We start from the raw sequence: 17,130 nt of genomic DNA on the forward strand, positions 1-17,130 counted from the left end.
AAATTATACTCAAACTATTTTTTAATAAAACGTCTCACGGTTTTAATTCCGTCTTTCTCTACTAAAACCAAATAAATTCCGCTTTTTAAACCCGAAACATCCACACTATTATTATTCACCGTTTGTGATGAAACCGTAGCGCCTCCTTCAGAATTAATAATGTTTACGTTTGCTCCGGAGACTTCTATACTAAAGAAAAGTGCTTCTTGTGTTGGGTTTGGATAAACATTCAAATTTGCAATTCCTTCAGCTGATAATTCTGGAGAAGCTGACTTTGCTGCCAAAGCTGTTCCTGATTTTGTGATTCGGAACCAGTTGATATTAACTCCTGAACTTTGTATAAATATTCCAAAATTATACGTTCCCGCATTTACATTTACGGTTTGAGATACCGTTTGCCAGTTTTGCCAACCTCCCGTATTCGGAATATTTACAGTACCTAACTGAATCGTTCCTGCATTTAGATCTGATGAGATTCTGGCACCATTTACGGCACTTGCCACTCTATATTCGATTACATAAGAACCTGAAGTCGGAAAATTGACATTTGAATATGCCATCCAGTCACCTGTATCTGCGTAACCTACATTTAATCCTCCACCAGTATCTGTTGTTGGTTCACTTTGAATACCACTCATCGAAGAATAGTTTTCTGCTTGTATTAAAGTTCCCGTACCTGTTGGCGGCTGACTTCCTGTAATTACCTGGTTTACGGCTGTTAATAATGATTTAGCGCCAACAGCATCTTGTGATAATTCCCAAATCATAACTCCTCCTGCGTTCTGAATTGCAAAAGTTGTTTTTTGTTTGATCGTTGGAATCCCGTTATAATAAATCGTGTTTCCTACCTGATCCAGATTTTCTGCTCCCGGATATTGCGCTACGATATTAGCATAAGAAATTCCCTGATTGGCAGAAGCTCCAAAACCATATCCGTAAAACGGAAGTCCAATGATTGCTTTATTTGCCGGCAATCCTCTTCCGGTCCAGTAATTAAACTGATTTACGGCCATACTATATGGGGAATGTTGTCCCGGACTTCCGGGAGCCCAGGGACCTGTTGCATCATATGCCATAATATTAATCCAGTCGAAAGCAGCAAAAGTAGAAGACGGTACATTTGCACCACCATATCCTTCTGAAAGTGCTGCTGTAATTTGTTTTCCATTCGCGTGTAATTTGGCTGCAAGTGCTATCACAAATGCTCCGTAATCACTATTAATTGCAGGTCCTTCGAGATCCATGTCGACACCATCAAAATTATGGGCAACTACGTAATCGTATATTTTTTGGATAAAAGCCGTTCTGTTGGCGCTTTTAATCAGATTGAAATAATTGTCACGAATTGCTCCTCCTTCAGAAACTGATCCTCCACCAAGAGAAACAAAAACTTTTACGTTCTGTGAATGTGCCGCATTGATAATCGTATTAGATCCGGAATTAAAAGACAGATATCCGTTTGCATCAGGATTTTCGAAAGCAATATTTATATGGGTTAATTTGCTGTACTGAACACTACTCGAAAATGCATTGAGATCTACCCAATTGGGAATATAAGCAATCACTTTCTTCTGGGCCATTGACAAATTGAAAATTCCCAATACTAAAATGATCATCCACTTTAGTGGCATTGTTTTGTAATTGTCTTTCATAGGTTTTCGTTTAAAAGTTAATAAAAATTGTAATTAATTGGAAAAAGAAAAGACTCAAGATGATAAATTCCAATTTTTTTAAATTCCAAATTCTAATTTTTTAAAACTTCAGATTTGTAACTTCAACAAGTAAAGTCATAATTGGAATTTAGAGTTCGAAATTTGGAATTTACCATCCTGAGTCTTTTACTTCATTTAAAACTATTTCTTGATAAAACGTTTCACTGTTTTTTGACCGTTTTTTTCAAAAACTATCAAATAAACACCTCGTCTCAAATACGAAACATCTAAACTGTTATTATTTACTTTTTTCCCTGAAAATACAGTACCAGTCTGAGAATCTACAATGCTTACATTTCCTCCCGATACATCAGTTGTGATGTAAAGTGTATTTTCTACCGGACTTGGATATATAGTTAAAGCCGTAGCAGTTGTTTCTTCTTCGGCTAAAGGAGCTGAAGCCATTTTAGCTGTTAAACCAGCACCCGCTTTTGTGATTTTTATCCAGTTGATGTTCATTCCGGTATTCTGAATGTAAATTCCAAAGTTGTACGTTCCTGCATTTACGTTTACTGTTTGAGATACTGTTTGCCAGTTTTGCCATCCTCCGGTATTTGGAATATCAACACTACCTAAAACAATAGTTCCTCCGTTTAAATCAGATGATAATTTACCGCCTGTGACAGCACTTGCTACACGATATTCTATTAAGTAAGAACCTGTTGATGGGAAATTGATATTATTATACGCCAGCCAATCGCCTGTATCAGTATAGGCTACGTTAGAACCGCCTCCTGTATCTGTTGTAGCTTCCACCTGAATACCGCTCATGGAAGAATAATCTTCTGCCTGAATTAAAACCGAAGTCTGCGAACTTGTAGCCGGAACCAGTTTCCATTGTCCACAAGTTTGATTGTTGTTGTCCCATTGTTGTACAACAGCTCCGGAAGCTGTACTTGCTGCTGCAACCTCAACAATTCTACCGCTGTGTCTGGCGACAATTTTATAAAATCCATCGCCTGTAGCAACCAATACAAATTGTTGGTTGGTGGTTGCATTGTACGGATATTGCTCGACACGCGCACCATTGGCTTTATTAAAATTATTTACATCTAAAGATTGTCCGCTATGATTGGCAATAATTTTATACAAACCATCGCCTAAATGTGTGAAGGTAAATTTCTGATTGTTGCCTGAATTCAGAGCGCCCTGATTAATAGCGGCACCATTCGATAAATTAGCGTTCCAGACATCCATGTATAGATTACTGTTTCTGTTTTGAAGATAAAAAGTCTGATTCCCTAAAGTAGCCGTTCCGTTTGCGATTATACGAACAGAAGTTACTTTATCATTCCAGGTGGTATTCAAACAAGCATTATCAGAATTAATTACGGTTGAAGCTCCTGTAAAATTATCATCCTGATACAAAATCGCCTGAAATCCCTGAGTGACTTTAAGTGAAGAAATATCATCATTTAAAACTCCCAAAGAATTTAAACGCGCCAGATTATAGTCTCCAATAGTCAATCCGCCTGAAAATCCGGTATAATTACAATCTTTATACACCGTAATTACATCTGTCGTAGCAGGAACTGATGGTACTGAACCTGCGTATCCTCCAAAAGTCGCAATTACTTTAGTAGGTTGCGTTGTATGAAGCGACGGCGACTGATCTGCCACATCATCATAAGCAAATCCGTAGGCGAGATTATCAACACTTATTCCCGGTAAATGCCAGAATTTAGAATAATGATTGGTTGGATTCACCTGATAAAATTTCGATGCATCGTACCAGTTTTGTTGTCCCGGATTTGGAGTTGCCGTATTAACAACATGACGGTTAATGGCAGCTGTTAATTGTGCCTGAATTACAAGATCTAAATCTCCATCGACCAATCTTCTGTCCAGAACACCTTTTCCTTCAAGCGCTTCCTGAGTCGAAGGTCTATTTTGAACTCTTCCTGTACGACCAACAAAACCACCTGATTGTCCTACCATTTCCAATTGTTCTCCAATAACCCTTCCTTTGAAAACACCTGCATCTCCGGCATAAAATATTAAATCTTCATTTTTATATTTGTTCCAAATGGCATCAATATAAGATTTTAGATAATTGGCCTGAGCTCCAACGCTCGTTCCGCCACTACCATCTGCAAAAGCAGGAGTTTTTGATGGTGCCGTAATTTCTCCTGTTGCATCATTTACACAACCCTGAAATTCCGCTGGAACATTGGCTTTGAAAGCCGCCACAATATCTGCGTGTTTTTTTAATTCCCCCACACGTTTCTGGTAGCCATTCGCTCCAAATAATTCTAATCCCATTGGGTATTTATACGAATCGACTCTCGAAGGATTTCCAAAAAAACCGTATTGATTGTTCGTCAATTCGATTATTTCATATAAAATTCCCTGATTTGGATCTGTTGCATTGAGCGGATTTGGTGATGTATATCCAGAAGGTGCGCCGCTTGCACCAAAAAAGTAGAAATACAATTGCTGCCCTTTGGCAATAAAAACCCTACAGCCTGCAATTTGCGGCAGCGTAAAAGTCTTGTTGGGAATTTCGCTTAATTTAGTAAAACAATTGGCATATTTTGAGTTTTGTCCCGGTCCGGTATTTCCCCCAATTGTAGGTCCTGTAACTGTATTATAAGAAGCACTCATTGGCAAAACCTGACTTGTTTTGGCATTTACCCAAACGTGGTTTCCAGTATTGTAATCAATCCCCACTATGGCGACATACAATTCGTTATCATTAAATGTTGAAGTATTGCTAATGGTAAATGGTATAGGTCCCTGCCCATACATAAAGTGGCTGAGCAATGCCAGAAGCAGTGCAGTAAAAAATCTTTTTTGTAATTTAAAGTTTCTCATTGTTTAAAATTGTTTGGGTTAATAAACTTGTTTTTAATTCATTAGTAAGAAATGAGAAAATATTAAGTGATAACTCGTAGCGTATAATTAAGAAAATATATTTAAACACATAGAAACATAGATTCTATGGATCAAAAAAAGTATACAAAAAGGAAAAACATTTCTTTTGCATAGATACTGATGCATCTTTTTTATAAAATGAAATACTTTTTTTAGTAAACAAAATTTATGTTTCTATGTGCTAAAAAGAATTATACCTAACGGGTTACTTTATAAAAAGTTGGGTGTAACTATTAAGGATCATTACACCCAACCGGAAATTTTAGTTTATTGCTTAATCAATTTTTTAGACCAGCTTTTTTGATCTGATTTAAAGTTTAGGATGTAAATTCCTTTTCTAAGTTTACTCACATCTATAAATTCTCCTTTAGTATCAGAATTCAGTTTTTTCTCTATTTTCAATGTTCCTGAATCATCATAAATGGTTACGACTTTATTGTCTAATTGTTCAGGTATTGCCAATTGAACATAGTTGTTTGCCGGATTAGGATACATCGCAAAAGCAGTAGTTGTTGCTTCTGTTTCCTCGGTAGCAACCGCAGCCATTTTGGCTGTAGAAGCAAATCCGTAAGCTTCGATCTCGAATAAAGAATATCCGTATGGAGCCAAAGCTTTTGCTGTACATAAAATTCTAATGTATCTTCCTGTTCCGCTTAGAGTCAAATCATCTGTTCCTCCGTCGCTTGCCGTTTGTGTATTTACGGTTTTGCTTTCGGTAAAATTCAAATCAGATGAAATTTGTACTTTGTATTGGGTTGCAAAAGCAGCTTCCCATTTCAGCACCACACGATTGATATTGTAGTTACTTCCTAAATCAACATAAATCCATTCGCTGGCATTTACAAAACCACTTGCCCATCTTGTTCCGGCATCTCCGTCTGTGGCTTTCGCCGAAGAAAAAGTAGCATTCTCCTCTGTAGAAGCTACAGTTGGTTTTGCTAAAGCTAAATTGACATTGCTCGTTGGAGGTGTAATATTGCGAACAATAACATCGCTAAAAACTCCCGTTGCCAAAGTTCCGTTTGCATGAGACGTTACCGCCATTCCCACATAAATAGTACTTGCCATAGCAATTGTTCTTGGTGTACCAATTGGTGTCCAGGTTGTTCCGTTATCTGATGAATAAGACGTAAATACATTTCCTGCTCTTGTTACACGAAGCCATTTTGGCGTTGTTCCTGTAGCGCTCTGAGCCGTTGTGATTCCTGAAATCGCATCTCTGGATAGAAATTCTACCCCAGCTGCGGCCGTAATATCAGTCATCGCATGTTTTGAAGTTGGTGTAAGGGTTTCACGGAACATTACTCCGGCTTTAGCATAAGTGTTTGTATTCGTTAATGAATTTACTTTGGCAATAATTTCAGCATCACCCGTAATAGGTTGGTTCACAAATTGGAATTGATCACTTGATTCCCAGATATCTGTTCCTGATCCTTTAATGGTGAAAGTTCCGCTAGCATGAGTTGCTGCTCCCGCTGGCGTTACAGCACCTAAATCATTACTAACCCACGGCGCCGGTAAAGTAGCAGGAGGATTTTCTGTAGAAACTAAATTTACCGCTCTGATATTATCAAAATAATACGTGTTTCCTGAATTCGTTCCCGGTTCAAACAAGAACACAAAACGGTTGACTTCAGTATCTAATGTTGAAGCATCAGGTGCACTTGCATAAGTAAAAGTAATCGTATGCCACGTATTGCTTTGTTTTACAACTCCCTGATAAATACTATGTCTCCCCACTGGATAATTTGAAGGAACCGAAGCACTGCTTTCTGCCTGCCATGAAATTACAGATCCCACAGGAGCAGTGGTGTAAACATCCATAGCGAATTTTTTCGTTCCGCTTTTAAAATCTCCAATATTGCTTAAACTTGTATTGAATGAAAAATTATCATACAACTCTGTCGCTTTTCTAACATATTTTCCAACGTTCGAAGATGTATTAATTCCGCTCGCACTTGGATTTGGCGTATTTGCTGTATAAGTTCCAATGGCATCTCTGAATGTGATATTATGAACGGTTTGATAATCTTCGTAAACTACTCCGGGCGTAAAAGTATCCGGTAATTTGGTTGAACCAATTCTGATATTATCAAAATAATAGGTATCGTTTGTGTATGAACCTGAATTGGCTAAGATCACCATTTGGTTTACCGCAAGATTAGATGTTCCTTCATCAGGACTTGAATTGTAATAGAAAGTCAGGGTTTCCCACTGATTCTGTTTGGTTGTGATAGCAACATAATTACTATTTCTTCCTGTGGGGAAATTAGCCGGAAGCGATGTTGCACTATTCTCTAAATTCAGACTTACAACCGTACCAATTGGCGCTGTAGTATAAAGATCAATCATGATTTTATTGGTCTGATTTTTCAGTAAACCTGCGTCTTCGATATTGCCTTGTGTATTAAAGAAAAGTACATCATATTGTTCTGTAACATTACGAACATACTTCGCCACATTTGCAGACGAGTTTACCGAATTTGCTCCAGGATTCGCTACAACAGAATATACACCGGTTGTTGTTCCTTTGATAATTTTATTGATACCATCATAATTCTGAAGAACATCTGTCGCAATAATTGCTTTTTCAGGAGCGGCTTTTGTAAGCAGATTATCAAAATAATAGGTAGTGCCGGTATTTGAATTGGATTCAAAAAGAAATACTACATTATTGATTGACAATGCACTTGTATTGGCATCTATTACTTTTTCGAATTCAAATTCAATCGTTTCCCATTTGTTCTGAACCGTTGTCGTGGCTTTGTAACCGCTATGTCTTCCTGAAGGGAAATTAGTTGCTGTAGTTACCAGACTATTCTCGAGTTGCATCGAGATTTTTGTACCAACCGGCGCCGAAGTATAGATATCAAAAGAAAGTTTTTTTCTGCCATAAACGTAATCATTGGCATTGCTAATTACTACATTTTTGATATTCAGAACATCATACAATTCAGAGGAGTTACGAACATATTTCCCTACCAAAGCAGATGTATTGATTCCCGTAGCTGATGGATTTGCAACGGCTTCTGTCAAGACTCCTGTTTTAAGTCCGTACACCACATTTCTATTGGATTGAAAATCTTCGTAGATTCTTTCTACCGGTAAAGGCACTTCTGTAATTACCGCAAGTTTATAGGTATTACCGGCACATCCAGAAACTGTTGTCGCTACCGAAACATCTCCTCCTGTAGTTCCCCAATTTACCGTAATAGTGTTTGTTCCCTGTCCTGAAGTAATTGTGGCTCCGGCAGGAACTGTCCAGTTATACGTAGCTCCGGCAATTGTATTGATAGAATACGTTTTACCAGTTTGGTTTTGGTATACTTTTGCATTTCCTAATACTCCATAAGTAAAACTACCGCTGTAAACGCGAACATAATCTACTTGTAATTTTGCAGGAAAGTCAGCTGGAATTGGTTCTACCCCTGCTCCATTTACACTTGTATAAGGCGTTCCGCCACTACCAACGGCAAGATTTAAAATAATATAAAACTGTTGGTCATTAAAAGGCCATCCGCCATTTACAGTTGTCTGTGGTGTTGCGGTATGAAATAAATTGCCATCAATAAACCATTTAATGATATTTGGTCCCCATTCTACGGCATACACATGAAATTCACCAGACAAATCAGTTGGAGAACTATAACTTCTTCCTGTATAATGATATCCTCCCGCATCATAATGAATTGTTCCATCTACAGATTTTGGGTTTCTGTGTTTGGCTTCCATAATATCAATTTCGCCTGTAAAAGGCCAGTTTGAAGTCCCGGCTGGTAACATCCAGAAGGCCGGCCATGCGCCCATTCCATTAGATAATTTCATACGGGCTTCGATTCTTCCGTATTTTAAAGCATACTTGCCTTCTGTAGTTAGTTTTGCAGAAGAATACGGCTGTGAGGGAAACGAAGCATTGGGTGCGTATTTTGCCTCAATGTTCAAATAACTGTTTGTTCCTTCCTTGACAATTGTTGCCTGAGTGGGATCGTAACGTTGCGCTTCTGCATTTCCAAATCCGCAGAGTGACGGACAGCCGTTTCCTGAAATACTTTGCCATTTGGTTGCGTCGACGGTTGTACCGTTGAATTCATCTGACCAAATTAAGGTGCTGCATTGCGAGTGTACTTTTAGAAGTGGGGATAATGCCACCACTAATACCATTAAACACTTTTTTAATACATTGTAATTACTTCTCGGTGGTCGGCCGAAAAAAGAGTCTTTTTGTTTCATTTGTTTTTAGGTTATTTGTTAGTAGAGATTATTAGTGCAATAAAAATCAACTTTGTAAAAAATAGATTGTTATTTTAGTAATAAAGGAACAATATTAACAAATAAATCAGGCAAGACTTACATTTTTGAATACGGTTTGACTACGGTGTTTGTAAAAAAATGTACTATTTAGCGGTCAAAAAGCGCAAAACTACTTAGGATTTTACTGATGATAGAAAAACTGAATTATTAGATCGTTTTCAGTATCTAAAGTCTACAAATTTCCAAATAACATGTTATGTTAGAGAAATCCCAGCTGGACGATATATTTATAGGAATTTAAATATCCATTTTTCAAAGAGCCTCATAGGGGCGACATATTTATCGATTTGATAATTTATCTATATATCGCTCCGCTGGAGCTTTTGATTATTTCATTCTTCCAATTGAGCAGATTTTCATCATTTTTAAGCTTAGTCTGTCATTTCGACCAAAGGGAGAAATCGCACTATAAACGCAACAAAGATTTGAAAGATTATTAAGCAGAGCTACTCGTGTGATCCTTCCTTCGTCAGGATGACAAAAATGAGCATATATCTGCCTGAAAAAATTTAAACAAATCCAATAACCATCAGAATAAAAATTAAAAAAATATTTCTCGCAGATTTGGCAGATTTAAATTTGATAATTATCTGTGTGTATCTGCTTAAATCTTTTTAAAATCTGCGTGAAAAAATTTAAGCCACTAGCTATGTGTGAGAACTAGTTTCTTTTTATTCTCTTTTTTCAATTTCAAAATAGCCAATGTTTCTATTTGGTTAAAAAATTATACTTTAAAAATTCAAAATAAACGCTGTAATATTTGCCTCAGATGAAAGCTGTAATTTTTTGCGAATACGATACCTCGTATCTTCTACGCCACGAACAGAAATCCCTAAAAGCGGTGCAATTTCTTTGGTATTAAAGTTCATTCGCAAATAAGCACACAATCGCATATCGCGCGGAGTCAGTTCAGGAAAACTCGTTTTTAGACGTTGCATAAAATTATCATGAAGCTGATTAAAAATCTCCTCAAACTCTTTCCAGTGCTGATCTCCTTGTAATTCATGATCAATGATCCTGTTAATTTTCTTGAGTAAACCAAAATTAGTATTGAAATCATTTTTCTTATCAATCTGACCAATAAGATCTTTTATAGAAAGCAGAATTTCATTTAAATGAATCAGATTTACGGTATTCGAAGCAACTTTGGCATTTTTAGCATTAATAGTTGTTTCCAGATTTTCCTTCATAATGGCCATATTTTCTTGTTCCAAAGCCAATTTTTGCTCGTTTAATTCGGCTCGATTTCTAAGCAATTCCTTTTCCTGATTCAGAATCAATTGTTCGCGATCACGTTCTGCAACATTCTTTTGGTATTTAATAATCGTATAAATTAAAACGCCAAAAAGGATCAAATACAAGATATAAGCCCAGGTTGTTCTGTACCAGGGCGGCAGAATTTCAAATTTGAAAGTAGCCTGCTCGCTAACGACATCATAAATATTCTTTGCCCTTACATGAAAAACATATTGGTTCTCCGGCAAATTGGTATATTCTTTTTCAGTCTGAAGATTCCAATCAGACCATTTAGGTTCAAAACCTTCAAGCCAATATTCATATTTTGTAGCATCAGGCTGATCATAACAAAGTGATGCAAACGAAAAGTGCAAAGCATTATTCGAATAGGACAAAACTGGTGAAAGTGTATTATTGGTCTGTTCCGTTTTCGTTGAAAGTACATCGTATCGGCTTGAAAACAATAAACTATCTTTAGGAAAAATACATTTAACCTCAGAAATAACTGCCTTATACTTCGATTCATATTTCTTGTTTTTAGTAGAATTATAATGAATCAAACCCTCTTGTGTTCCAAAAAACACATCTCCGTTTGCGGTAGTCTGAATATTTTCGAAACCCGGAATATATAAATACCGCAGCTTTCGAAAAGGCAATTCTTCTTTAGTAAAACTTCCCCCCGGTTTCTGGCTCATTTTTCCGGTATTCTCCCCTGAAATGTACCAGATATTGTTTTGATGATCTTCTTTAAGCAAACGAATATGGCTTTCCTGTCCAAGATATTTTTTGAAACTAACATCAGGAACCATTTTCTTCGAATGAGCATCTTGTTTGTAAATACCTTTGGTGGTTCCAAAAAGAATCTGGTTATTGATCTTGAAATTATTCAAAAACAAACTCGACGGAAAACCATTTTTATCATTGTAAAATTGAAGATTCAAAACGGTATCAAATGTTTTATTCAGTCTCATTTTGAAGATTCCTTTATACCCATGTGCAATCCAAATGTTCTCGTCTTTATCAGTGACAATTACCCTGCTGCTTTCCTCAAAACCTTTTATCTTATGCTGATAAACCCAGGAATTATTAATCTGTTTTAATAAATATAATCCGTTATAACCGCCAACAAGCAACAAATCAGGATGATTCGCAATAACTACCCCTTGCCATGCGCCATCAGTTTTGGCTAATAATTTTGCCGAATTACCCGAGATTTCGAAGACTCCGTTTTTCTCGAAAGCCAATAGAGAATTGCCAAAAACACCAATATTCCAAACGTTTTCAGACATTCCCGATATATGTTGAAAGTTTACATTGTGATGCTGACCATTTTTGTAGGCATTCCAATCCAGCCAAAAAACACCATTATCTGTAGCGATATATAATTTATTTTGATAAATCTGACTACAATATATTTTGCTTTCAGAATTTGATGCATCCAATATTTTTGATAAAGGAGAAGCAATCTGAACCATCGAAATCCCTTCTTTAAGTGTAACCCACAAATTACCTTCTCTATCAGTCTTAAGATTAGTCACATAATCGTTTTGTAATCCTGCCTGTTTATTAATATGCTGAATTAAATTTCCTTTACTATCAATAACTATCAACCCCGTTTGACGTGTTCCTATTGCGAAATATCCACCGGAAAGCAAAACTCCCGTTGAGATCTGATTCTGTTTCAATAAATGATCAGCTTCGGTTACAAAAGGTTTTAACTGATTGTTTTTACATACAAACAAACCTTGCTTTTGCGTCAATAGGATCAAACCATCTTTGGTTTCAAAGATTTTTCTAATCTTCATTCCGATAAATTCTTTACTGTTTGGAATTTCAACTAAAGCATCATTTTCTAATTTCAGCAAACCTTTTGCATTATCTGAAACATAAATCTCTTTGTTGACCTCAAAAAAATCATCAAACTTTGCTTCGGACCGTATTACATTAATTTTATTATTTTTATAAATAAATAGCTCTTCATTAGAAAAAAAAACAACTTCATTATTACGAATAACGGTATGCAGAACATCTCCAAAATTTCTAGCTGAATCCGGCAGTAATCTTACCAGAGAAGTATATTTGTATTGTCCGTTTGGTAATTGAACTGTATAGCCTACTTCACCCTGAGCACCTACATACATTTTATCGTTTTTATCAATCGCCAGAGAACGAACCATGCTTCTATTCTCCGGCTGGGCGACAATACCCCATCTCACACCGTCAAATTGCATAATTCCAAAATGATTGGCAAAAAACATCATGCCTTTAGAATCTTGCAAAAGATCCCAATTCTCTGAAGCGGCTTTATACGTTTTTGAATTATAATTGCTGATAAACGGAACTCCAATTTTTTTAATTTGGGCATTAACAATTGGATACAAAAGGGAAATGAATAGAACTAAAATTCTAAGTGCAAATTTGGTCATTTTTGTTTCTGTCTGTAGGTTAGTTGTAGCTTTTGACAACTACAATCTTAAAAATGCCCCTTTTGGGAAAAGGCATTTCTAAGCATAGAGAAACAATTTAAACAATACTTTTAAAATTATAATTTGATAATTAAAAGCATTAAAAAAAATGAATCGCTACAATCAAATATATAAAATTTTTTTTTAATGTAACAAATTACATTAAAATTAGAGATTTTGACAATGAGAAAAAGAGTATAAAAATAATTAGATAATGTAGCAATTTGATTTTATTAAAAGACAAAAGCTTTGTCAAAGTTTTGAACTTTGACAAAGCTAGCATGAACCTTAAACAAATGTCAAATCTCAGGTTTTTAAAAACTGTTAGGTAATTGTTACGCGTATCCTAACAAGTTTGCAAAACCTGTTAGGTATATTAAAATATCGAACTAAAATTTGAGACTAAATCATCTTTGAACCTAACCTGAACAAATATCAAACCCGACAGGTTTTTAAAACCTGTCGGGTTTACCCGTACTGCGTAAATCTCTCATTATAACAAACAAAAAGACTGAAAACTAAATAATCTCAGCTAACTCCTCATAACTACTAAAAAGCTCTGCTCCTTCTTTTTCTAAGTCTTCGTTATTGAATCCATTTGCAAAACCATAGACTTTGAATCCGCCTTGAATTCCGGCTATCACTCCGGCTTTGCTGTCTTCTATTACAATACAATCCTTAACCTCAAAACCCATTTCTTTTGCAGCATGAAGAAAAATCCCGGGTTCCGGTTTCCAGCTTTTAATTTGGTACGAACTGAATATTTTATCCTCGAATTTATCCAACAAACCTGCTACTTCAAGATTTAAACGAATTTTATCGACAGGACCACTCGAGGCAACACAATATGGGATTTTCAATTTATTCAGAAATTCAACGATACCCTCCATCGGTTTAACTTGTGTTTTGAAAGCTTCAAAACTTTTTTCACGATACTCACGCTCAAAACTATCGGGAAGATTTTTGCCAATTGCAGTTTCAATATGCGAAAAACATTCTTTTAAATTTCTACCGTTAAAGTCACGATAGGCATCTTCTAATTTCATTTCAAAACCATATTGTGCTGCCATTGAAAGTAAAATTCCGTTACCAATTTTTTCAGTATCTACAAGAACTCCATCACAATCGAAAATAATACACTTAACTTCCATATTCTTTATTTACATTTTTAATGATCCGTTTTGACCGGAAATGTAAATTACAAAATTATTCTTTAAGCCAATGCATCTTTTACAGAGAAGAGCTGATTTTTGAAATTATCTGAACAATAAAATCAGCCTGTGCAGGATTTATCTTTTTCAAAGCGTTTTCGGTTTGAAACCATTCGGCTTTGTCAATTTCAGGAAACGATTGTAGTTTTCCAGACTTGGGCGGCCATTCCATTTCGAATTCATTACTTTTTACCAACGTCACATCAATATCGAATTCTAATGCCCATGCAAAAATTGTTTTGCCAGATTTGAGTTTTACAGGATGAAGCGCAATAAAATCAGCTTCTGAGTCAACTTCCAATTCAAAACCGGTTTCTTCCTGAAATTCTCTCTTTGCACCTTCAAGCGGATCTTCATCACTTGTAAATTCTCCTTTAGGAATCGACCAGCTTTCCAGATCTTTATTCTTCCAAAATGGACCACCAGGATGAACCAGCAAAAAGAATATTGTCTTATCTGTGAATTTATAAAGAAGGATTCCGGCACTTTGTTTCATCTGGAGAGCTATTAGAATTGATCTTGTAAAGATAACCAACAATACATTCGTTCTCAGACTTCTGTACATATTTATACCTTTTATGTACTTCAGTTTAAAATTTGATTTGTAAATTTAAAAATTCATAAATGTCATAGAAATCAAAACTAAAACAGTATTATTTTGAAAAAACATATTTTACTTACCGCAATCCTGGCCAGCAGTTTTGCCATGCATTCACAAAATAAAATCATTACCGTAACGAACTCTCTTCCTATAGATCGTGAATTCGAAACAATAGAATTATCTAAAAAATCGCTGGGATTACCCGCTTCTGTCAAACTCGAAAATTATGCAATAAAAGAGATTGGAACGAATGCATTTATAACGACACAAACTGTAGACATTGATGGCGACGGAACAATGGATGTATTACTCTTTCAGCCCAAAATAAAAGCATCCTCAAATAAAGATTTTCAGGTTCTAGTTACCGAAAATCCATCAAAAGAAACAACAATTAGTTGTTATTCGAGATTTGTTCCGGAACGCACGGACGATTATGCCTGGGAAAATAATAAAGTTGCCTTTAGAACTTACGGGCCTGTAGCGCAAAAAATGGTCGAAGACAAGGTTGCCGGAGGAACTTTAACGAGCGGAATCGATGCCTGGCTAAAAAGAGTCGAATACCCAATTATCAATAAATGGTACGAAAAAGCAACTAACGGAACCGGAACTTACCATAAAGATACCGGTGAAGGTTTAGATAATTTTCATGTAGGCGACAGCCGTGGTGTGGGTGGAATTGCCGTAAAAGTCGATGATAAATACTATTTCTCTAAGAATTTTACCAATTGGAAAACCATCACCACAGGACCTATCAGAACGAGTTTTATCCTGACTTATGCCGATTGGGATGCAAAAGGAAACAAAATAACCGAATCAAAACTTATCAGTCTGGACTACGGAAGTTATCTTTCCCGTTTTGAAATCAACATTACAGGAACAAAATCTATTGCCGCCGGAATAACGCTTCACGATAAAAAAGGAACAATTGGAACCAATATAAAAGAAGGCTGGTTAAGCTATTGGGAACCAATCGATGATTCGGAAATTGGTATGGGAATCGTGGCGCCAAAAAATACTTTGACGAGTTTTGATAATCACATTACAAACGAAAAAGACTTGAGTAATCTATACGGAAATATTCAGGTAAAAAATAATAAAGCACTTTACTATGTTGGTTTTGGATGGAAAAAAGGAAGCCCGTTTCAAACGAAACAAGAATGGGAAAATTATTTAAGTTCGTTTGCTCAGAAGATAAATAGTCCGTTGATTGTTAAGGTGAAGAAATAGATTCTTATTACCCGCGGATTAGACGGATTTGAACGGATTTTCGCTGGTTTTTATTTTTTGTACTCAATCATCTTGTCATCTTGACAAAGGAAGGATCGCACTAGAAATTTGACAAAGAAACGGATCAATCTTTGTCGAATTTCTAGTGCGATTTCTAGTTCCTAGAAATGATAAACTTTACGTGTAAATCTAAACAAACAAACCCGACAGGTTTAAAAACCTGTCGGGTTTACTATTATAATAATGATAAAAAATCCGCGCAAATCCGTAGGCCAACTATTAAGATTTTCGCGCAGGAAAATAATTCTCTTTCAAAATAATTTCCAGCGGAATATAATGTGTATTGTCTACAGCTTCCTGCAAGACCAATTTTTTATACAAATGATTAATTCCCATATACCCCTGCTCTTCCGGTCGTTGATTAATTAAGAAATCAATTACACCTTTATTAAGATATTCAATATTCTCTATTAATAAATCATAACCAATAATCCGGACGCCTTTTATGTTATTTTGTTCTAAAAATCTGGCGACAATATATGCCCGCGAATTAGGAACAAAAACGCTATTTATTCCGGAAAACATTTCCAGATTCAATTGATCGATTCCGGAATCTTTTATGGTAACTTCTGAGAATTTAAAATTTTGAAGTTCTTCGTGATCCTTAAAAAACGAATAAAACCCATCAATGCGCTGCAAATAGACTGAAGTACTTTCTATTTCTCTGGTAATTTTAAAAATCAAAATTTGCCTTTCATTCTTTACCGCAAAACTAATAAGTCTTCCCGCCAGATAACCACTCTGAAAAGCATCCTGACCAACATAGGCATGTTCATCATTATTAGAAATATTCGAATCGATCATGACAACCGGAATATTTTTCTTTTCATATTCCTTTAGAAAACGAACCGATTCTTCATAAAAAATAGGCGCAAACAATAATCCGTCGCATTCAAATTCTAATACTTTGAGAACAGACTCCTTAAACGAAACAATATTAAAATCATAAAAGAAATAATCCAGTACAACTCCAAATTTACTAAATTCAATTGCGGCTTTTTCTATTCCTGCAATTTGACTTTTCCAATATTCCAGATTTTCATATTGCGGTAGAAATACTGCAAAATGAAACTTTTTGTTCAACGCAAGATTGCTTGCCAGGATATTTCGTTTGTAACCGTATTCTTCTATAATAGCATTTACCTTATCTACATTTTCCTGAGCAACCTGCCCGCGATTATGGATAATTCTGTCAACTGTTCCCGGAGAAACCTTAGCAAGTTCGGCAATTTTTTTTATCGTTATGATATTGATTATTTTTAAGTTAAATGATTCTTTAAACCTCTCGAAATTATTATTTTTTTTATCAAATATAAGTTGTTTTACCTAACTTTTTATATACATTTGTAAAAGCCCGTGTGCGTACACGCAAATATACACATGTGTGCTAAAAAATCACAACTTAAAAGAAAAATTATTTAGTTTTTCGCTTT

The 17,130-nt window shown here is 35.7% G+C and carries 8 protein-coding genes; 1 reads left to right on the forward strand and 7 read right to left on the reverse strand.

The window, feature by feature from the left end; genetic code table 11:
- Window positions 1-14 precede the first annotated feature (14 nt).
- The 6 genes from QLQ94_RS18710 to QLQ94_RS18735 form a co-directional block, all read right to left on the reverse strand.
- A complete protein-coding gene (locus QLQ94_RS18710) occupies window positions 15-1,652 on the reverse strand; it encodes a glycosyl hydrolase family 18 protein (RefSeq protein WP_271335952.1) in 1,638 nt (545 codons plus the stop codon).
- Between the two features lie 201 nt (window positions 1,653-1,853).
- Complete coding sequence (locus QLQ94_RS18715) at window positions 1,854-4,526, reverse strand: beta-1,3-glucanase family protein (protein WP_482498125.1); 2,673 nt, start codon at window positions 4,524-4,526, stop codon at window positions 1,854-1,856.
- A 327-nt stretch (window positions 4,527-4,853) separates the two neighbouring features.
- Window positions 4,854-8,816, reverse strand: coding sequence for a family 16 glycosylhydrolase (locus QLQ94_RS18720; protein WP_482498127.1), 3,963 nt, complete (start codon window positions 8,814-8,816; stop codon window positions 4,854-4,856).
- 812 nt (window positions 8,817-9,628) lie between these two features.
- Window positions 9,629-12,559, reverse strand: a complete 2,931-nt coding sequence (locus QLQ94_RS18725; RefSeq protein ID WP_482498129.1) for a triple tyrosine motif-containing protein — start codon at window positions 12,557-12,559, stop codon at window positions 9,629-9,631.
- 557 nt (window positions 12,560-13,116) lie between these two features.
- On the reverse strand, window positions 13,117-13,749 hold the full coding sequence (locus QLQ94_RS18730) for an HAD family hydrolase (protein ID WP_271335947.1): 633 nt from the start codon (window positions 13,747-13,749) through the stop codon (window positions 13,117-13,119).
- 79 nt (window positions 13,750-13,828) lie between these two features.
- Window positions 13,829-14,305: an NUDIX hydrolase gene (locus QLQ94_RS18735; RefSeq protein WP_427401656.1), complete on the reverse strand. Its 477-nt coding sequence runs from the start codon at window positions 14,303-14,305 to the stop codon at window positions 13,829-13,831.
- Window positions 14,306-14,467: 162 nt separating this feature from the next.
- Between QLQ94_RS18735 and QLQ94_RS18740 the strand changes: the two genes are divergently transcribed.
- Window positions 14,468-15,637 (forward strand): DUF4861 family protein, encoded by a 1,170-nt coding sequence (locus QLQ94_RS18740; RefSeq protein WP_271335945.1) that lies wholly within the window; start codon window positions 14,468-14,470, stop codon window positions 15,635-15,637.
- A gap of 279 nt (window positions 15,638-15,916) precedes the next feature.
- Here the strand turns inward: QLQ94_RS18740 and QLQ94_RS18745 are convergent, their stop codons facing one another.
- On the reverse strand, window positions 15,917-17,011 hold the full coding sequence (locus QLQ94_RS18745; protein ID WP_482499992.1) for a LacI family DNA-binding transcriptional regulator: 1,095 nt from the start codon (window positions 17,009-17,011) through the stop codon (window positions 15,917-15,919).
- Between the last annotated feature and the right edge of the window lie 119 nt (window positions 17,012-17,130).

It is taken from the genome of Flavobacterium sp. B114r, assembly GCF_056824125.1.

Bases quoted from the DNA above. Each gene is read 5' to 3' on its own strand.
- QLQ94_RS18710 (WP_271335952.1), bottom strand. From the start codon at position 1,652: ATGAAAGACAATTACAAAACAATGCCACTAAAGTGGATGATCATTTTA.
- QLQ94_RS18715 (WP_482498125.1), bottom strand. From the start codon at position 4,526: ATGAGAAACTTTAAATTACAAAAAAGATTTTTTACTGCACTGCTTCTG.
- QLQ94_RS18720 (WP_482498127.1), bottom strand. From the start codon at position 8,816: ATGAAACAAAAAGACTCTTTTTTCGGCCGACCACCGAGAAGTAATTAC.
- QLQ94_RS18725 (WP_482498129.1), bottom strand. From the start codon at position 12,559: ATGACCAAATTTGCACTTAGAATTTTAGTTCTATTCATTTCCCTTTTG.
- QLQ94_RS18730 (WP_271335947.1), bottom strand. From the start codon at position 13,749: ATGGAAGTTAAGTGTATTATTTTCGATTGTGATGGAGTTCTTGTAGAT.
- QLQ94_RS18735 (WP_427401656.1), bottom strand. From the start codon at position 14,305: ATGAAACAAAGTGCCGGAATCCTTCTTTATAAATTCACAGATAAGACA.